Origin of the sequence: Sphingomonas sp. SRS2 (assembly GCF_000971055.1) — a bacterium.
Lineage (GTDB): Bacteria > Pseudomonadota > Alphaproteobacteria > Sphingomonadales > Sphingomonadaceae > Rhizorhabdus.
This window is the reverse complement of sequence record NZ_LARW01000109.1, coordinates 71,344-89,349: the sequence shown is the minus strand read 5'-3', so window position 1 is coordinate 89,349 and position 18,006 is coordinate 71,344. Positions and strand designations below refer to the sequence as shown.

The 18,006-nt window shown below is 65.4% G+C and carries 26 protein-coding genes; 1 reads left to right on the top strand and 25 read right to left on the bottom strand.

The annotated features are described in order from the left end of the window. Positions 1-8: 8 nt before the first annotated feature. The 20 genes from WP12_RS17055 to WP12_RS16970 form a co-directional block, all read right to left on the bottom strand. Positions 9-893 (bottom strand): head maturation protease, ClpP-related, encoded by an 885-nt coding sequence (locus tag WP12_RS17055; protein WP_052730459.1) that lies wholly within the window; start codon positions 891-893, stop codon positions 9-11. Next, a complete protein-coding gene (locus WP12_RS17050) occupies positions 874-2,100 on the bottom strand; it encodes a phage portal protein (protein WP_084691207.1) in 1,227 nt (408 codons plus the stop codon). The genes WP12_RS17055 and WP12_RS17050 overlap by 20 nt, the downstream gene beginning before the upstream one ends. Positions 2,101-2,187: 87 nt before the next feature. Next, positions 2,188-3,948 carry a terminase large subunit gene (locus WP12_RS17045; RefSeq protein ID WP_046194866.1) on the bottom strand — a complete coding sequence of 587 codons (1,761 nt, stop codon included), beginning with the start codon at positions 3,946-3,948 and terminating at the stop codon, positions 2,188-2,190. Continuing rightward, on the bottom strand, positions 3,948-4,535 hold the full coding sequence (locus WP12_RS17040) for a hypothetical protein (RefSeq protein ID WP_152664052.1): 588 nt from the start codon (positions 4,533-4,535) through the stop codon (positions 3,948-3,950). The genes WP12_RS17045 and WP12_RS17040 overlap by 1 nt, the downstream gene beginning before the upstream one ends. Positions 4,536-4,544: 9 nt before the next feature. Further along, entirely contained in the window at positions 4,545-4,871 is a 327-nt protein-coding gene (locus WP12_RS17035; protein ID WP_235399181.1) for an HNH endonuclease, read from the bottom strand. A 213-nt stretch (positions 4,872-5,084) separates the two neighbouring features. Further along, positions 5,085-5,549 carry a hypothetical protein gene (locus WP12_RS17030; RefSeq protein WP_152664050.1) on the bottom strand — a complete coding sequence of 155 codons (465 nt, stop codon included), beginning with the start codon at positions 5,547-5,549 and terminating at the stop codon, positions 5,085-5,087. 314 nt (positions 5,550-5,863) lie between these two features. Next, entirely contained in the window at positions 5,864-7,489 is a 1,626-nt protein-coding gene (locus tag WP12_RS17025; protein ID WP_052730456.1) for a DNA primase family protein, read from the bottom strand. Between the two features lie 34 nt (positions 7,490-7,523). Continuing rightward, positions 7,524-7,931, bottom strand: coding sequence for a GapR family DNA-binding domain-containing protein (locus WP12_RS17020; protein WP_046194865.1), 408 nt, complete (start codon positions 7,929-7,931; stop codon positions 7,524-7,526). Next, entirely contained in the window at positions 7,924-8,046 is a 123-nt protein-coding gene (locus tag WP12_RS26245) for a hypothetical protein (RefSeq protein WP_268794738.1), read from the bottom strand. The genes WP12_RS17020 and WP12_RS26245 overlap by 8 nt, the downstream gene beginning before the upstream one ends. After that, positions 8,043-8,318, bottom strand: a complete 276-nt coding sequence (locus WP12_RS17015) for a hypothetical protein (protein WP_152664049.1) — start codon at positions 8,316-8,318, stop codon at positions 8,043-8,045. The genes WP12_RS26245 and WP12_RS17015 overlap by 4 nt, the downstream gene beginning before the upstream one ends. Before the next feature lie 142 nt (positions 8,319-8,460). Further along, the gene (locus tag WP12_RS17010) at positions 8,461-9,687 is read right to left on the bottom strand and encodes a CHC2 zinc finger domain-containing protein (protein ID WP_046194863.1); all 1,227 of its coding nucleotides are present in this window, start codon (positions 9,685-9,687) and stop codon (positions 8,461-8,463) included. Between the two features lie 43 nt (positions 9,688-9,730). After that, positions 9,731-10,201 carry a single-stranded DNA-binding protein gene (locus WP12_RS17005; protein WP_046194862.1) on the bottom strand — a complete coding sequence of 157 codons (471 nt, stop codon included), beginning with the start codon at positions 10,199-10,201 and terminating at the stop codon, positions 9,731-9,733. After that, positions 10,198-10,392: a hypothetical protein gene (locus tag WP12_RS24970; RefSeq protein WP_152664048.1), complete on the bottom strand. Its 195-nt coding sequence runs from the start codon at positions 10,390-10,392 to the stop codon at positions 10,198-10,200. The genes WP12_RS17005 and WP12_RS24970 overlap by 4 nt, the downstream gene beginning before the upstream one ends. Then, positions 10,389-10,811: a hypothetical protein gene (locus tag WP12_RS17000; protein ID WP_046194861.1), complete on the bottom strand. Its 423-nt coding sequence runs from the start codon at positions 10,809-10,811 to the stop codon at positions 10,389-10,391. Before WP12_RS17000 ends, WP12_RS24970 begins: the two co-directional genes overlap by 4 nt. Further along, the gene (locus WP12_RS16995; protein ID WP_046194860.1) at positions 10,808-11,674 is read right to left on the bottom strand and encodes a DNA adenine methylase; all 867 of its coding nucleotides are present in this window, start codon (positions 11,672-11,674) and stop codon (positions 10,808-10,810) included. The genes WP12_RS17000 and WP12_RS16995 overlap by 4 nt, the downstream gene beginning before the upstream one ends. Beyond that, positions 11,671-12,261: an MT-A70 family methyltransferase gene (locus WP12_RS16990; protein WP_046194859.1), complete on the bottom strand. Its 591-nt coding sequence runs from the start codon at positions 12,259-12,261 to the stop codon at positions 11,671-11,673. Before WP12_RS16990 ends, WP12_RS16995 begins: the two co-directional genes overlap by 4 nt. Then, complete coding sequence (locus WP12_RS23545) at positions 12,258-12,980, bottom strand: hypothetical protein (RefSeq protein WP_052730455.1); 723 nt, start codon at positions 12,978-12,980, stop codon at positions 12,258-12,260. The genes WP12_RS16990 and WP12_RS23545 overlap by 4 nt, the downstream gene beginning before the upstream one ends. Next, a complete protein-coding gene (locus WP12_RS16980) occupies positions 12,977-14,068 on the bottom strand; it encodes a DUF5131 family protein (RefSeq protein ID WP_046194858.1) in 1,092 nt (363 codons plus the stop codon). Before WP12_RS16980 ends, WP12_RS23545 begins: the two co-directional genes overlap by 4 nt. Positions 14,069-14,070: 2 nt before the next feature. Continuing rightward, positions 14,071-15,189, bottom strand: coding sequence for a DNA polymerase III subunit beta (gene dnaN / locus WP12_RS16975; protein WP_046194857.1), 1,119 nt, complete (start codon positions 15,187-15,189; stop codon positions 14,071-14,073). After that, on the bottom strand, positions 15,186-15,542 hold the full coding sequence (locus WP12_RS16970) for a hypothetical protein (protein WP_152664047.1): 357 nt from the start codon (positions 15,540-15,542) through the stop codon (positions 15,186-15,188). The genes dnaN and WP12_RS16970 overlap by 4 nt, the downstream gene beginning before the upstream one ends. Positions 15,543-15,562: 20 nt before the next feature. Here WP12_RS16970 and WP12_RS16965 point away from each other — a divergent pair, with 20 nt between their 5' ends. Continuing rightward, positions 15,563-15,769 (top strand): hypothetical protein, encoded by a 207-nt coding sequence (locus tag WP12_RS16965; RefSeq protein ID WP_046194855.1) that lies wholly within the window; start codon positions 15,563-15,565, stop codon positions 15,767-15,769. Positions 15,770-15,771: 2 nt separating this feature from the next. Here WP12_RS16965 and WP12_RS16960 read toward each other — a convergent pair whose 3' ends face one another. The 5 genes from WP12_RS16960 to WP12_RS16940 form a co-directional block, all read right to left on the bottom strand. Continuing rightward, the gene (locus tag WP12_RS16960; RefSeq protein WP_046194854.1) at positions 15,772-16,023 is read right to left on the bottom strand and encodes a hypothetical protein; all 252 of its coding nucleotides are present in this window, start codon (positions 16,021-16,023) and stop codon (positions 15,772-15,774) included. Continuing rightward, entirely contained in the window at positions 16,020-16,637 is a 618-nt protein-coding gene (locus WP12_RS16955; protein ID WP_046194853.1) for a hypothetical protein, read from the bottom strand. Before WP12_RS16955 ends, WP12_RS16960 begins: the two co-directional genes overlap by 4 nt. Next, positions 16,634-16,996 carry a hypothetical protein gene (locus WP12_RS16950; RefSeq protein WP_046194852.1) on the bottom strand — a complete coding sequence of 121 codons (363 nt, stop codon included), beginning with the start codon at positions 16,994-16,996 and terminating at the stop codon, positions 16,634-16,636. The genes WP12_RS16955 and WP12_RS16950 overlap by 4 nt, the downstream gene beginning before the upstream one ends. 2 nt (positions 16,997-16,998) lie before the next feature. Further along, positions 16,999-17,502, bottom strand: a complete 504-nt coding sequence (locus WP12_RS16945; RefSeq protein WP_046194851.1) for a hypothetical protein — start codon at positions 17,500-17,502, stop codon at positions 16,999-17,001. A 174-nt stretch (positions 17,503-17,676) separates the two neighbouring features. Then, positions 17,677-17,931, bottom strand: a complete 255-nt coding sequence (locus WP12_RS16940; RefSeq protein WP_046194850.1) for a transcriptional regulator — start codon at positions 17,929-17,931, stop codon at positions 17,677-17,679. Between the last annotated feature and the right edge of the window lie 75 nt (positions 17,932-18,006).

The following is an 18,006-nucleotide window of genomic DNA, read 5'->3' as shown; positions in this document are numbered from 1 at the left end:
CTTCCTTTCTAGGAGCGTAGTGTCTTGAGGAGCGCGGCGGCAGCGCCGAGCCATTCGGTATCGCCAGCGCCCGGCGTGGCGTTTTCAGGGGCAGCGCCCGGCGTGCCCTTGATCTTGGATATGCGGGCGCGCGCATCGCTGCGCGTCATCCCGCCGGAAACGAGCATCAGCTCCATGGCGCGAAGATCGTTCACCCGGCGATCATCCGCCTGAGCGTTATCGTCGGCGGTGATCTGATCGGCCGGGAGTAACTCGTCGGCGAAGCCCCGCTCGATCGCGAGGCTCCCCGACATATAGGATTCGGCATCCATCCACGCCGCGATATCGGTCTGCTTCTGACCACTCCGCGCGGCGTAGACGTCCGACATAGCGCGGTCGAACGGCTCCATCCAATCGGCGACCTCACGGAATTCGTGACGGTTTCCAGCGGCCACTACCCAGCAATTATGGATCATCAGGAAGGACGCCGCGCCGATCTGGACCGTGTCGCCGGCCATCGCGATGATTGAGGCAGCGGACGCCGCCATGCCCATGATCTTCACCGTGATTGGCTGCGGATGCTCGCGCAGGACGTTATAAATCGCCAGCCCTTCGAACATGTCGCCGCCAAGTGAATTGATCTGGACCTCGACCGGCCGCTCGCCGATGGCGCGAAGCTGCGATGTGACCTTCTTCGCGGTGACCCCGCCACCGGTCCACCAATCTTCGCCGATCACGTCGAACATTGTGATGACATGGTCCCCCGCGGCGACCGCCCGGACGCCTGCCGCATCAGCGTTCCAGCGATCTATCACGCTGGCAGGCGTGAAGGCCGACACCTTGCGATCGCCCGGCACCTGAATGGCGCCGGGCCGCTCGCGCGCGAAAACGCGCCTATCGCTTGGGCGGGACATCGGGATCTTTCCCACCGGAGCCATTGGCGGCGTCTTCGTCACCGGCAGCATCGGGCTTGACGTTGGAATTGAGCGGCGCGTCATAGTCGTCCCCACCTTCGATCGGGTTCATGTTTTCGAAACCGCGAATGTCGTTCTTCGACAGCCACCCGCCGGCGCGACCCGCGCTGTAGGAGGCCGTTCGCGTCTTGATGTCATTTTTCACCGCAGCGGCGCGGTTGAACCAGGGAAATAGCTTCGGATCTTCGCCGTCGAGACAGTCGCGCGTGATCGTTTCTTCCCAGGTCGTGAGCCAGTCTTCGAGAGTATAAGCCTGAAACCCCAAGGTCTGCATTTCGATACCGGAGCCCCAACTCGTGCTGCCGGTCGTGTCGCCCGCCATGTGCGGCGGCACCCCGAAGAACATGTAGATATGCTTGTCTTCGAAGGCACGCGAGGCGATGAACTCCGCGTCGGCGTTGCTCATACCGAGCCGCTCGTACGCCATCCCCTCTTCAAGGATCAGGTTCTTGCCGGCGTTTTCCGTGCCTCGATACGCTTCGAGGCTGGCCCGCAGCGTTTCCTGCCCATCGGTGCCGAGCTTGCCCGGATGCTTCAAGACGCCGCCCAGGCTGGTGCCGTTCCGGAACAGAGTCGCACCGTGCGACCGCATCGCGATCGCTGCGCCGATAGTCTCGCGCGCACATGTCAGCACAGATAGGCCGCGGACGCCGTCAAGCGACATGCCGACCAGATTGAACATATCCCGTTGGGGGATCGTGATCTGGCTCCCGTCAGTGCGGGTATAGACATGCTCTAACGAATAATCGGCGATTTGCTCGGTTCGCACCCGATCAGGGTGAAGCGGGATCAGCGCGACGACCGACTTTCCGCTCCGGACCTTCATCGCATAGCCCATGCCGCGGAACAGCGCCTGTGACTGTATCTGCCGGCGGAACTGTGACGGCGTCTGCCATCTGTTCGGCCGACGACGCAGCACCTCCCACAGCGGATGGTCGGAGGCATCTTGGCGCGTCCGCTCATCGACCCGGCGCTTAAGGTGCAGCGGCATCGTCGCCACGGCACCGCTGATAAGGGTAACGCAACGATACACCGCCGCAATGCCCATCGCGGTGCGCGGCGTGACATATTCGCCGCTCATGGTCTCCGCCCCGCCGCCCTCGCGAAGAAACTGTTCGAGCTGCTCGGGCGTGGTGGCGATCGACATACCAGTCGCCGCAACAGGCCATGCCGCGGGCGAGCGAGCGCCGGCGTCCGGGCTGCGGCGAAAAATATCGAGCAAACCCATACAACCTCACATGACGAGCAGGCCGCGACCTGCGTAAACGGAAGGCCCTTCGGCCATCGGATTCCGCGCCATCAGATGATGCGCGTTGAACATCGCAATGACCGGGTCGATCTTGGCCGTCCCCGCCTTTTCTTTCGTGATAGACACGGCGTTGCCGCGCTGCTCTGCCTTCGCGTTACTGACGCACCAGCCCATCAACGGCTGTCCGCAATGGATTATCTTCCCGTGTTTCAGCTTCCGCTCGGAGCCTTTGATATCCGGGTTGAGCCGCCAGCCCTGGCTAATCGGCACCATCAGTCGTTCGCGATCCTTGAAGGCTTCGCGGCCCATGACCTCGTCGATCAGATCCGTGATGCCGGCCGGATCGACGCCGACTGCATATTCTTTCGGTAGGAGGCCCCGCCCCTCGATCATCTCGATGATGTCGGCGACCTCCCTGATGTCCTGATTAGGCTCGTCGTCGACATCAAGGTCGTCGTCGCCGTCTTCTTGGCTGTCGACGCGCCCTCCCTCCTCGCACAGCACCAGATCGCCGTCGGCGATGAAATCCTGCAGCCGGTCGGCGATTTCCTTGCGCAGTTTGAGAACCGACGGGAAAATCCAGGCCTTCGCCCAGATCATCCACCGCTTGGTCGTCGCGCAACGGCCCATGACGACCAGGCCGAACATGTCATCAAGGCCGCCGCCGTCGATGCCGATCGTCACGACCTCCGCGCGGTTCAGCAGCTCGTCGAGCCCGGTCAGCGACGTGGAGCGGGCCTTTTCCCAATGATCGGCGCCGCGCCACCGCGTACCGCTCAGCCGGAGCCCGATCTCGACGTTCAGGTGCTTGGCGAGAAAGACCTGCAGGCCCTCGCCCTCATCCCTGACCGCCTCGGCTAGATTTTCCTCCAGCCATTCTTCATCGACAGATCGGCCGATGTTGGGGTTGGTGACGTAGAAGTTCTTCGGATCGAGATATGCCTCGGATTCGAGCATGTCCTCCGGCCATTCGTAGAGCATCCCGAGCTTGCGTCGATCGACGATCAACCCGTCGCGGATCGCGCGGAACTTGCCCAGCTTCTCCTTGAATACCCCCGCCGGCGTCTCGTCGCTGTGCGTCGACAAATAGACGACGAACCCCTCGGGCCGGGAGACCAGACCGCCGGTCGCCTCCATCAGCATGTTCTTGGCGTTGGGCTTCTTCCCGAACAGCCACAACTCCTCGACTAAAACGAAAGCGGCCTTTTTGCCCGACACGATATCGCTATCGGCGGCGACGACCTTCATCTCGGCCTTGGTGACCCTATGCTTGATCGTCCGCTGATTCTCGACGACGTGGAGCAGATTGCTCAGCTTCGGATCGAGATGCACCATCCCGACGGCCGGGGTGAATACGTTGTTCGCGACCTCCTTCGTCGGCGCTAGCACCAGCAACTCAGCCGCGTAACGCCAGTTCCGGATCAGAGCCGTGATCATGATCCCGGCGGCAATGGTCGACTTCGAATTCTTCTTGCTGATCAGCAGCATGAATTCGCGAATTAGCCGCCGCCCGGTCGACGCATCATAGGCCCCGAAGATCGCGGCGACGAAGTCGAACACGAACGGCTCGGACACCTCCCCGAACGTCGGATGGCCCGGCAGATCGATAATGCGCAGCGACTTGAAGACGGCGAGTGATGCCTCCGCCTCGTCCGGAAACAACGGCGCGAACGGCACCAGGGATCTACGGTCGATAATCCGCTCGCGCCAATCGACGCAGGCAGTCGACCAGACGGGCGGCTTCATTAGTTGATCTGGTTCGGGGCCGCAGGCGGAGCGTACATGCCATCGACCTCATGCGCAGCCTGCCGCGCCTTTTCCTTCTTGCCCAGCGGCGAAGCCTTCTCCTCGGACGGCGGGCGCTGGGCGATCGACTTCGACAGCCGGACCTGATCATGCTTGTCGAGCATCCGGTTAAGCTCCCTGATCGCGCCGGTGTCACCTGTCGCGGCCTTCATCGCGACCGTCTTCCAGATCTCACCTTCGAGCCGGAGCCGCGCGTCATCCCGAACCTTGAGCTGACGGGAATAATGTTTCCGCAGCGTCTTGTCCGAGATGCCGATCGCCGCCGCCACCTCGGCCTCTGTTTTTTCGAGCGCCAGTAACAACATGACTTTAAAGCGTTTTTCGTCGGTGACGACGTGCGGCGGTCGACCCCTTCCCACGTGCTCCGGCGGGATCGGATCCCCGAGCAGGTCGAAAAACTCAGCGCCCACGAAAAAAATCTCCAAATGAGACCCGTTGCGGTCTAGCGGCATGGGGCCTTCCGGACTTTCGACCACCCCCCCCTTGCGCAACAATGTTGCGCGCCGAGGGTCGGGCCGATCGATCACCCCCGAGGGTCAGCCCCCGTCGTGACCGATCGGCCCGTCGTTCCCGTCGGCCTTCCCCGACCGCTCCTGCCTCTGCTTCCAGCTGTCGTGGCACCGCTTGCACAGCGTCCACAGGTTGCCCGGATCCCAGAACAGGGTCTCGTCGCCGCGATGCGCCTTGCGGTGATCCGCGACGAGCTGCGACGTGTCGGCCTCGACCCGCTTGCATCGCTGACAGGTGAACAGATCGCGGAGCAACGTCGCCCATCGCAGATCCTGCCACCGCTTCGTCTTATACCATGCCCGCCAATGCTGGGCATCTCGAAACCGTTGCCGCTCCTTCCGATCGTCCGGCATCGCAGCCAGTCGGTACGGCAGGGAGGCAAGCCTCGAAGGGAGACGCGCCAGCTTGCTCACGATCATGGCCCACAACGCACCGCGCCCGCCTCGCAGGGATACGAGGCGGGCGCGGTGAAGGTTCAGAGAGGATGTTCGAAGCGCCGCCATGGGGGTTCCCCGAACATCTCGATATATATGCTCATTTACCCCTTGAGACGGACATGCAAAATTTCATGGCCTGTCGATTTTGCACGTTGACACACTTAACCCCCCGGAACGCTTGGCGTTCAGCTTCTCGCAGATGATGGTGATCGACCGGCCATAGCGCTTGCGCAAACCCTCGGTCGTCCACCCACCCGCCTTGCCGCCCATGCGCGCCCATATGGTCGGCCAGTCCGCGCGCGGGTTGCCCGATGCGAGATAGGACAGCACCACGCCCACGACCCGCCGGGTCGGGCCTGAGGGCACCCAGGCGGCGACCCAGCCCATCGCCTCGTCGGCGTCCATCACCTCGACCCGCGTCAGCGCGCAGGTGACGATCGCCGCGTCGTCGGGCGATGCGTCCTTATGCTCCGCCACCACCTCGCGCCAGATCGGTAGGGTCGAGCCGCGCAGCCATGCCCGCTCGCGGTCGCCGGACCGCCACAGCACGGCCATGGCCGCGACCAAGCGCTCCTCCACAACAGTAAAGGTCATGAACCCATCTTCTATTTGATTTTCAATCATCATCCACCTTACCCATAAGAACGGCGAGTACGGCGGGTTACACCCCATGACCTCGCGCACATGCAGGCAGGCACCCGCCTGAACCCGCCAACTTGCCGAAAACCCGCCGTACCCGCCGTAACCCGCCGTATCGCCTTACATTTCAGCGGCTTAGCTAACGGCGGCTTTGCCAAATCAACCCGCCGTAACCCGCCATCAAATCCGCCGTACCACCCGCGCTCACCTGCGCCGCCGCGCCCTTTCACCGGGCCAATATCGGCCCAAACCCGCCGTAACCCGCCGTATCAGAAGGGGTCGTAATCGCCTTCGGGCGTGCCGCCCGACGCCCGACCACCCGCCCCAGGATGCTCTACAGGCTGGGGGGCAGCAGGCCCGGCGGTGGCGGCGGCAGCGCCCAGGGCACCCCCAACGCCGTCGGCCAGCAGCCGTATGCCGCGGCGGAACCGCTTGCCCTTGCCGTCCTTCTTTTCCAGATGCTGGCGGTTGCGCAGCTTCCGGCCGAAATTGGCCTGCTTGATCGGCTCGATGCTCGATGCCTCGCACCACGCTTTGAAATCCTCGTACAGCGCACCCGACGGCGTCATGGCGTCGCGATCGCTCGTGTCGCACCGATCGGTCAGCCATTCGCCGAACGGGCTGGCCGTGCTGCGGTAATTCTCGACCGCCTCGGTCGCCGCGGCCGATATCGGCAGGCGGCGCGTCTCAAGCCATTTGAGCGTGCCCTCGACCATCCAATTGAAGATCCCGCTGGCATTTTTGAGCAGCCGCGCCTTGAGCAGCTCCATCGGCTCGGACGCAACCGAGCCCTTCTTGTCGAACTGGAAGGACCAGGGGATGAGCACCACGCGTCGCCAGAAGCCGTCATCGTCGTTCGGCACCGCCGGCAGCGGGTTGACCTCCACGAACAGCTTCCAGCGCGGCCGGAACTCGATTTCCGCCTCGCGCATCGGCCGGGCCGTCACCATGCTGCCGGTCACCTGCTTGAGCCGCTGTCCGTTCCACGTGCAATTTTCGGGCGGCTCCTCGCACAGCACGAAGCGGATATCGCCCGCGAGCCGCGCCATGTCGCTGCTATGATCCGATCCGCTCTTTTGCGCGCCGGCGAGGAACGTCGTGATCTCGGCGTGGCGCGCATAGTCGCCGTGAATGTCGAAGATAATGTCGTCGGTCGCCGACTTGCCGTCGCCGCCCTTGCCCTGAAACAGAAACCACTTCTGTTCGGACGTGAGCCCGGTCAGACTATAGCCATAGGCCTGCTGCAGCAGCTCGCGCTGATCCTCCGATGGCTGGACGAGCTTCATGCGCTCGATCCATTCCTTGCTGACCGCCCCGGGCTCGTAGCGGACGTTCGCCATCTGCATCAGCCGGTCTTCGGGATCATGATCGTCGAGACGAGCGATCCACTTGTCGCCGAACAGCAGGAAACGCAGCGTCCCGTTCTGGACGTTATAGGCCAGCGCGTCGCGGTCGAACTCCTCGCGATCGGCGTTGATCAGCGTCTTGGCCTGCGACAGCATGGCGTTGGTGGCCGAGGCGTTGCCGCTCTGCACCGCATGCTTGCGCAGCGATATCACCCGCTCCTGCACCAGCGCCTTGAGCTCGTCGTCGTCGATCCCGGCGAACCACGGGAAGGCATCCTTGAGCGCGGAGGCATTGTTCGCGATCTTGTCGAGCGCCACCGCCTCCTGATCGACATGGCGCGCGACGTCATGAGCGAATTGGCGGGCGCGCCGATCGCCCTCGCGCGCCGACCAGCGCTTGCCGTCATAGGCGACCCAGCCAATGCCCTCGACCCACAACAGACGCCGGCCGGCGATCCGCACGAGCCGCTCGGCATTGCCGAGGTCGTTGCGATCGAACCACGCCATCTGCAACGGGTCGTCGGTCGGGATCGGAATCATCTGGTTCATCCCAGCGCCTCATGTTTGAGGTTGCGTTTCATCCTCATTGCTCCCGTGCGCGGCGCGCGGCTTCGGCCAGGGCGACGCTGCTCCGCCGCGCCAGCACCGTCTTGTTGGGTTTCACCTCGGGCGGGTCGTCCTGCACCATCGCGGCGACGAACACGCCGGCGGCGTCCCGCTCCATCTTGAGCTGGCCGACCGCCCCGGCGCCGGTACCAAGCAGCGCCTCGTAATTCTCGATCAGGGCATCGTTCGCCATCACCACTTCGGGCGACAGCTCCATGCGCGCAATCACCTCGCGCATCGCCTTCGGCGAGAAGCCCGATTTCTCGGCTTCCTTGAACAGCTCGCGATTTTCCGCGCCGATCTGGCGGATATCGGCGCGATTCGCGCGGATGCTGTCGATGAACGCGCGCAGCCGTTCGGCGGCGAGCTTCGGATCGTCACTCAAGGCCGAACTCCCATGGCTGGCGACCGGCCGCACGCAGCTTTTCGCATGCCGTGGCGATCTGACGTTTGAAGTGGAGTCGCTCGCGCTCCCGCACGCTGTGGTCGGCGCTGATCATCGCGCACCCGCCGCGACGCAGGCAGCATCGCCCATGACAAGCCGCTCCCTGTTCTTGAAACGCGCAAAGCGATCGACGCCGTCCACCGGTTCGCGCGCGCGCTCCCAATGGCGCGCCTCGATGATGTAGAACACCTCGCCCACGCGCAGCGACAGCGCCGCAGACCGGATCACCGCCTCGCGCGTCCCTTCCTGGGCAAGATCGAAGACGCCGTCTTCGTCGACGCTGTTGGCGTTCCCCGCCCACCACCGCCAAGCTGTGAGTCTTGGCATCAGTGCCTCCACCACGGCCAAAGCGGGAATGTCGGCCACAAGATCGCCGAGACGACGCGATTGAACGCCCCGCCTTCGACAATAAAGGCAACAGCGGTCCCCACGCCACAATAGAAGCCGCCGCCTAGCAACAAGAGATCGCTCATGTCCTACCCCTCACAGCATCGTTGAAATCCTGCCCCATGCGGGGCCGCACCGACCGCGCCCGGCTTCCGGCCGCGCGCCATGCTTGCGTGAACAGCGCGCCACAGACCGCCGTCCGCTCCGCCGAACTGATCGTGCGATGCACCACCGGCCCACCCTTGCGCTCGATCACCGGCATACCGCGGTGAAAGCCGCTCAGCGGATCCAGCGGACCACGCAGCGGCTTCATGTCCGCATCGATCAGCCCGACCACCGCCCCGCCATGCCGGAACGCCAGCGGCCGTCCGTCGGGATCCGGCTGCGGATCGTAGAGCGGCAACGCCTGACGCCTCATCAACGGACGGCCCTGCAGATTGTCGAGGCTCAACGTCGCGACGCCGCATGCCGTGGCGTCGGCGCCGGCGATCGCCATGCCCGACAGCACTGTCTCATTGCCTTCGCCGACGAACAGCGGCGCGTCGAAGGCGATCGCGTCGGCCGAGGATCCGGCGCCGGGATACAGCACCGCCCCACCACCCACCGGCCCCAGCATCTTGCGCGCCGGATATTTCGAGCCGTCCTGCCGCGCCCGGTCCATCTTCGCCGCGAGCGACGCTTCGAGATAGGTCACATGCACCCCGCACGGCGTCCAGTCGGGCGGGCGGCGCACCAGGGCGACGATCGCCGGGGCCTGCGGCACCTTGCGGGGGCTGCGGCCCTCCTCCCACGCCACGATCGGCGCGGCCTTCGCGAAACGGATATTGGCAAGCCGGTCGTCGCTCAGCAGCTCGGCCGGCACCCCGCGCCCGATGAAATAGATCCGCACCTTGGCCGGATCGACGATCGCCACATGCTTCCAGATCCAGCGGCCCATTGTCAGCGAGTCGACCGCTTCGCGCTCGCGCCGCGGGGCCGCCTGCTTTTCCCGATGGACGGGTGCAGCGGTCTGCCCGTCCAGTCCGTGATCGCTTTCGAGCAGCTCGACCGCGTCCATGAAGGCCCGGCCGTAATAATCCATAACGAACTTGATGGCATCGCCGGTCCAGTTGCAGCCCCAGCAGATCGCCCGGCCCTTCTTCTTGTCGACCGCGAAGCTGTCCGACTTGGAGCCGTGGAACGGGCATTTCCCGCGCGGCTTCTCGCCCCGGCCGAGGGTCACCACCTTGCTGATGACGCCGGCAATGTCGACGCGATCGCGAAGCCGCTCGATGCGGTCGCGGAATGCGTCATCATGCTCCTGTGTCACCTGCTACCCCCGAAAACCGAACCGCGAATCCCGACCACCGCCCCTAGAAGGGCACGTAATCGTCGACAGCCCCAGGCGGCTGCGCCGCCGTGCCTTCCTGACCGGAGCCCTCGGAGGTTGCCGGCGCGGCCGGCGTCTCCGCCGGCGGCGCGTCATGCCGACCGGGCTGGCGCTTCGGCAGCACCAGCAAACGGTGATCGGGGCCGCGCACGACCACCTCGGTCACCCAATGATCGACGCCCGATTTCTGATATTTCCGGCTCTGCAGCTTGCCGTCGACCTCGATCCAGTCGCCCTTGCGCAGGTCGCGTGCCCGCTCGACGTCGCGGTCGGTGAACACCGCCACATTATGCCAGTCGGTCGACTCCTTGGCCTCGCCGGTCGCGCGATCGGTCCACCGCTCGGTCGTTGCGACCCGCAGATTGACGACCGATCCGCCGGCGGCAAAGTCGCGCTTCACCGCATCCTGGCCGAGAGACCCGCACAGCCGCACATGATTCCGCAACGCGCTCATAGCTTCCGCCCTCCATGAATGTTCCACAGGTCGATCGCCGTCGCATCGTCGCGATAGGCGTCCTCCACCTCCTCGCCGACCGCGCCGCAACCGGGACACTGCACCCGCGTCTCGACGGCATCCTCGGCGACGCGCAGCGCCCGCACCGACGGCATGCGCCCGCAGCGGCAACGATCAGGGATAATGCTCATGCGCGCCTCCGTGGATTGAGCAGCCCGACCTCGATGCAGCGCGCCCGGAACGTCGCCTCGTCGAGGCCGGGCAAGCCGCCCATCCGCAAGCCGAGGCGGCACAGCGCGGCCAGCAGCGCATGACTTCCCGTCCGCGCCGCCATAGCCTCGACGCTGCGCCTCGTGTCGACGATGCCGGGGTCGTCGGCGTCGGGTCGTCCGAACGCACCCGCGCGCTCGGGGCGAGGTCTCGCACCGGGCAGGCCATGCGGATGCGCCGCCATGACGCGTCGCACCGTCGCCTCGCGCGCAGGCCCGCACGATCGACCCTTGCGCAGATCGCGGACGAGATGCGGGTCGTTCACCGCGATCCGCCCGAACCGCGTCTCGCTCGCGCCTGTGCGCTCGCAATAGTCGAGGATCTCGCGGATCAGCGTCATAGCAAACGCCCCAGCCCGAGCCGCTCGACCGCGACAGGATTGAGGTGCAGCACTTCCGTGCGCGGTGAATTGCGGTGCGCACGAGCGCCCCACTCGAGACGCTGCCACCCGGAGAGCTGCTCGTCGTAAAGCGCGTTCGGATAGCTGCTGAGCGCGATCATCGCGCGGGACGTGCGGATCAGGTCCAGCAGCTCGACATGATCGTCGACCGTCATCTCATAGACATAGGTATGATAGCGTTCGCCGGGCTTGCGCGACTTCGTGCTGCGAGTCTCTGGCGGGTAGGGCGGATCGAGGTAGATCATGACCTTAGGATCGTCGAACCGGCGGATCAGTTCGATTGCCGGACGGCTTTCGATCGTCACCCCACGCATGCGCTCACGGACGGCGGCGAGCGCGATCGGGAAGCTTGCCCATTCGCCCGCGACGTTGGTCGTGCCGCTGGTCCCGTCAGTGCGAAACCCGGTCGGTCGATCCATGCGCGCGCCGCCAGTGCCGTGCGCCATGTGCGACCGGACAAGCGCCCGCCGTGCGCGCTCGACCGGATCCTCGATCGGTTCGAAAGCCGCCTCATATTCGAGTCGTGCATAGGGTGTCAGTTCGATCGCGCGGAGCAGCTGGTCGGCCGAAGACGATCTCAGCACCTGGAACAGGTTCACCAGTTCGCCATCGAGATCATTATAGGTCTCGTTATCCACCCGAGATTTGCGCAGCAGCACGCTCCCGCCGCCGCCATAGGGCTCGACATACTGATCATGCGGCGGGAACTGCTCGATGATCTTCGGCGCATCGCGGAACTTGCCGCCGAGCCACCGCAACGGCGGACGCGTCACGGCCGGCGGGAAGGCTGCAGGCGCGTTCATGCTGCCACCTCGAACTTGTCGGCCTCATTGCCCCAGCAATCCCAGCCGGGATGGCGCTGGCGGGCGAACAGCTCGACGAAGCGGAGCGCGCGCGGCGCCAGGCGCTCGCAATAGCCATATTGCTCGTCGGGCTTGCGGCTATGCTCGCGCCGTTCGGCATCGAGGACAGACAGCGCCTCGGTTTCGATGATGTTGCGTACATTGTTCGCGGTGGCGGGGCTACCGAGCGTGCCGATCAGATAGGGTTCGCAGGCGCTGCGCAGCACATAGCCGGTGCCGAACGCCGTCTTGCCGTGCCGCGTCCGCTTATGCCACGCGCCGCCGGTGACATAGCGGAACCCCCACGCATCCATAAGGGCGAGCGACTCGCGCAGGGTCGGCCAGCACGCCCACATCATCAGCAGACAGTCACCGCGCCCCAACTCGCCGACGGACAACGCCGCGAGTTCCTCCCAGGACATCGTCGGATATTGCGCCTGCGGGCTCTTGCCCTCGCCCTTCGTGGAGAAGGTCTCGAACCGCGTCGCCGGATCCGCGAGGATCACGTCATAGGACAGGGGCAGAAGGGCGCCGAACGGCCACGTCATCGCGCGACCTCGTCGATATTCTGCTCGATAACGCGAAACGTCAGCGCGACGATCGCTGGATTGTCGTCCCAGCGCTCGCCCGGCTTGTCGTGGAGTTGATCCCAAAGCCAATGAAAGGCTCGCCGCCCGCCGCCGATATAGCCCGTGACGATCGCACGCCGCATCGACTCGTCGACATCGCCCATGTCGAGGCCGGGCCGACCATCTTCGATCGCATGACAAACGCCCTCCGCCCAGCCGTCGGCCTCGTCGATGTCGTGGAGCTGCTGATGCCGCACCTCCTCGACGATCAGCGTCAGGCGCGACACGCAACGCGGCATATGGATGGACGGACGGCCACGGCACGGGCTGTCGCCGCGATTCCAGGCGAACTGATCGCCGTCGCGCCTCGCCGAGCCTCGCCCGGCAGCGATCGCCTTTTCGGCATCCTCGATCGACTGGCGGCGCAACCGGTCGAAAATCTCGGGGCCGGGCACCGCCCAGGGTGTGCGGTTGATCTCCGGCGTCGCCAGATAATCGGCGGCGATCCTGCCGTGTGCGGTACCTTGCTGCCCACGGTCGCGCCAAGCGGCCACCCGCCACGCCTCGCGAACCCACAGGCGATCGCCGACCGCGACGCGCCCCAGCGGCAAACTGGCAAGTCGCCGCGTCTGCGTCTTGCGCCCCGCGCGCTTCGCTCGGATCATTGGCGCCGAGAAGATGATGCCGTGGTCCGTCATGACGGAAACCCGTTATGCTCGACACCATCGAGCAGACGCCCAGCCTTGCCCTTACCGACTTCGAGCATTACCCGACAACGCGGATCGGCATCCTCCGGCAGGAAGCAATGAACGGTTCCATCATCGGGCTTGACGATGAATGCCGGCGGCTTGTTGGCTCGCCCCTTGGCAGTATCGAACACGTCGTCCGGCTGCGCCTCGCGCCATGATCCCCATTGCTTGAACAGGAACGCCACTCCGGCCGCCGCGCACTGATCGCGCACGCCGCGCACCCAGTCGGGATGCATCGGCCGCGCGCCATTCCCGCTTTCGCCGCCGGCCACCACCCAATCGACGCCGGGCCATCCGAAGGACTCGACGCCCGCAAGGGAGTTGATGGTGAAGCGGATATGCTTGATGCCGTTTTCCGCCGCCAAAGCTGGATCATTGTCACCCTCGCCAATGCAGATGCGGCTCAGGTCCAGCGGCCCAAGTAGGGGCTCTGCCGATATCCAACGCTTCGCTGCGGGCGTCTGGAGAAGGTGCGGGATCCGTTCATCGGCCGCGCGCTGATCCTCGACCGATACGCCAAGCCACACGTTCGGCAGCGGCCATTTACCGGCCGGGCCACCATACCAGCTATCGCGGATGAGAGCTTGGCCGAGGTTCAGAGGAAGCCCATCCAACGCGCGCCAGACATGATGTGCCGTCTGTCGCTCGGCGAAATACGCACGCATGCGATCGGCGCGCTTCGTCAGCACTTGAAATTGATGCTGCGGACAGAGCGCCATCACCGCAAAGACGCGGTCGATCCAAGCGTCGGGCACCGCTTCGTGAAACAGATCGCCATGCGCGACGACGAAGATCCGGCGAGGCTTCGACCAGCGCAACGGATCGCCGAGCCACTGCTCGCTAAAGCGGACCTCGCCATTCCAGACCGGCCCCGCCTTCGTGTCGATCGTCAGCCCGGCGCGCGACCGGTGATGCTGCAGGCGCGTGCCCGCCAGCCGCATCGCATAGCAGTTGGTGCAGCCCGCGCTGTGGACCGAGCAACCCGTGATTGGATTCCACGTCGCGTCGGTCCATTCGATTTTGGTGCCGTCCGCCATGGTCAGACCCGCATCGGCATGATGACGAAGGTCGCCGCCGCGCCTTCATGCTGGCGGATCAGCGCCGCTACCGCGGGCACGCTCAACAGCATCTCCGCGCTATCGCCCCCGACCTGGGCGAGCACGTCGAGCAGATAGCGGGCGTTGAACCCCATCTCGATCGCCGCGTCGCCATAGTCGGCGACGACCTCCTCGACCGCGACGCCGAATTCGGGGCTCGTTACCGACAGCGTCACCAGATCCTTGGAGACGGTGAACTTCACCGACCGGGTCTTCTCCGTCGCGATCGTCGCCACCCGGTCGACCGCGAGCGCCAGCGCGGCCGGATCGACGCGCAGCAACTTCTCGTTATCGCGCGGGATCACCCGCGTATAATCGGGGAACTGGCCGTCGATCAGCTTGGCGGTCAGCACGGCATCGCCCAGGTGGAAACGGATCTTGGTCGACGACACGCCGATCTCGACAAGGCTTTCCTTGTCCAGCCCGTCGAGCATCTTGCGCACCGTGCCCACCGCTTTGCGCGGGATGATGATGTCGGGCATCGCCTCGCCGTCGAGATCAGCGTCTTCGGGCAGCGTGACCACCGCCAGCCGGTGACCATCGGTCGCGGCGGCGGTCAACGCGCCGCCATCGCCAAGATGGAAGTAGATCCCGTTGAGATAATAGCGGGTCTCCTCGGTCGAAATCGCAAAGCGCGTCTTGTCGATCAGGCCTTTGAGGACATCCGGCGACAGGCTGAACACCGTCGGCATGTCGCCGCTGATCAGCGTCGGGAAATCTTCGGCCGGCAAGGTCTGCAGGCTGAACCGCGCCCGCCCACCGGTGACGGCCAGCTTGCCGTCGGCCGCAGTTAGCGCGATCTGGCACCCCTCGGGCAGCTTGCGGGCGATATCGAACAGCATGTTCGCATCGGCCGTGATCCGCCCCGGCATATCGATCGCCGCGGCCTCGACGACGAGCACGATCTCGATATCGAGATCACTTGCTGTCACTCTGAGGAAGCCGTTGCCCGCATCGAGCAGCACGTTGGCGAGGATCGGCGTCGTGTTCCGCCGCTCCACCACCGCCTTGGCCTGCCCCAGCACCGCCAGCAGCCCGGCGCGTTCGATTGTCAGTTTCACGCTTGCTCTCCCACGATATAGAAGCGGCTCGGCAAAACCCCGCCACTTGCCCAATTGCGGCGCCACTCGGGGCGCTGATCTCGCGCCACGACCACGTCGCGCGGCCAGAAGCGGGGCGCGTCCGTCACGACCACCTGCCACCACCTGATCGGCGACCGGCCTTGGAGTTCATGCCCCTCGGGAAACGGCTCGCCATACTGGCCGATCAACCACTGGTCGCTGGGCTCCTGAAACCGGTAAGCCGCAGCGCGCCGCCAATATTTTCCCGGTGTCGTGCCGGTCGGCAGCGAGCAGCTGTAGTTCGGAATCCGGAGCAAAACGGCTGTCGAGAGGAAGGCGCGAGGCAGCATCATGCCAGCGAGCCCTTGCAAGCATGCGCCCGGCGCGGCAGATCGGCGCGATGGCGAAAGATCCGACGATCAAGGTGCTGGTGAACGTTGACGTGACAGTCGCCGCCGACGCGCGCAAAGCTCCGCGCTACGCAATCGAGCACGCCGTGCGGCGCCGCTTCAATCGCGGGCAGGTGCCCGAAGGCGGACGCCTGACGATCACTGCGGCGGATCTGGATCCGACGGGCTGACATCAATCGAGCCCCTCCACGAACACCGACACCGGCGGATGCACGGTGCCCAGCACGCGCAGATAGATCTTCGCGCCGCCCACGATCGCCGCGATATCTTCGGGCGTCGGCTCCCAGGCCGAAGTCATGCAGTAGACGTCGCCGTTAAGGCCGTCGCGGATCGGCAGAGCCCCGCACTCGCCGCTCGTTTCCGGGGTCCAGCCGCGCGGCGCGCCCAGGACGCGCGTAAACCCGTCGATCGCCGCGACCTTCATGCCACACCCCCATAGGTGCCGGTGCTCAGGCCCGTCTTGACGACGGTGATGATCCGGTGCGGCGGGCCGTCGATCGTGCGCCGACGGATCTGGTTAGCCTTGTCGAGGACGCCGAGCAGATAGGCGACCTGCACGCCGCGATCGAGGCCGAGGAGCCCCGCAATCTCGCTATTGGTCGGCATCGGGGTTTCCGCCGCCGACCATTCCGCGATCAGCATCATCAACTCCGCAAGATGGGCCGCATAGCAGGGGACCGGGCGCGCCGTGCGACGGGCGGGCGCAGCCTGCGCCGCCTCGATCCACGGCTTGGAGGTCCGCTGCGCGATATACTGCTTGGGGGCCACGTCCCGCTTGCACGTCAGGTTTACGAACCCGCGCGCGCACAGCTCGCGCATTGCCGACGGCCCTTTCGACCATGTCGGCAGATGCCCGACGGCATAGACGATCGACGTCCCATTCCCCGCGCCACGGACCCAGGCGGTCACCGCGTCGGGCAGCATGACGGCGGCATCCCCGCCGATCCGATGAAAGCCCAGCAGCTCGCCAAGTTCGGTCGCCGCCGGATCGTCATTCGCCGCGACCGAGGTTTCGAAATGCACCTGCAATGCCATCATGACTGTCCCCCTTCGCTGCGTTTCGGATCGACGGCCGATAAAGCGGCCTGAATGGCGCCCACCCCCGACGGGCAGAGCGTGAGCGTGACGCCGGGGCCGACCAGCAACGTCTGCTGACCGCCCCAGCGAACCGCCCGCCACAGCGGCCCGCGGTGCGCTTCCCCCAGCGGCACGCCGGCGATCGTTGGAACGGGCGACAGCACGGCGTGGGGGAGCAGGCCCGCCGCGCCGTCGCCCTGGCGCACCGCCTCCGCGCCGGTCAGCGAGCCACCGACGGGGGCGGTGGCGTGAGCCGGCACATGGGCGATGCGATCACGGAAAATCCGGTCCAGCCGCTGGAGAAGACTGCCCCCCAACATGGTCAGCTATCCCCCGCCACGACACGCTTGAGCATTTCGCGGAGGTTCACGCCGACGCTGATCAACGCGTCGGTCTCCTCGATCATCTTGCTTGCCTCGATTTCGCTGGCCGTCACGATGCCCGGCGTCGCCGCATCGCCCAGCGCGGCGAGCAGCCGCATTGAGACGTCGCGGCTCTCCTCGATCAGCGCGGCGAGCGCCTTGTGCCAGTCGACGGCGGTGATCTCCGCCGGCGGCAGCTTCACGAACGCCCCGCCCGCCATCCTGCACAGCTTGCGCGTGACATGGGGATGACCGGGCAGGCCGTGCGTGACGGCTTCCAGATCCGCGATGACGTCGATCGGAGCGAACTTCTCGACATGCTCGATCGATGCGAACTCGGAATAGGTCTGGTGCCGGCTGTAGCGCGCCACGCCGGGACAGGCCTCCTGACCGCCGACGGCGCGCACCAGCGCCCGGAACGTGACCTTCAATTCCTGTTTTTCAGGCGGCAGCACGTCAGTCATGGCGCGCCGCCCCGGCAAATTTGCCCGTCCTGCCGCTTGTTCCGCCGATCGTTTCGGCAGAGGTCGTCACGCCATGAGAATGAATTGGACCATCGCAGGCATCATCCTGCCTGCACCGCCGCCCGTCCGCCCGATTGCCGCGAACGCCGACGATGTCGGATCCCCCCAAGCGCGTCACGTCGCAGCCGCCTCGCCACCCGAGCAAACGGGACAAGGCCGTGCGTACAGATCTGGCCGCAGGTGGTGCCGCGAGCCGAACCCGGCATCCTCCGCACGCAAGACGAACTCAGCCGGCAGTGCCTTGCCGTTATCGAGAAGGTACGAGACGCGCTGCTGCGACATGCCGATCGCTCGGGCGAAGGCTGACTGGTTGTTTCCGGCCTGCTCAACCGCGTCGCGTAGAGCTTTGGCGAGGCTTTCCTGTTCCATCCGCCGACCGCTACAAAACTTTTGTCATCATTGCAACAGAAGTTTTGTAGGCGCGCATCTACAACTATTTTTGTA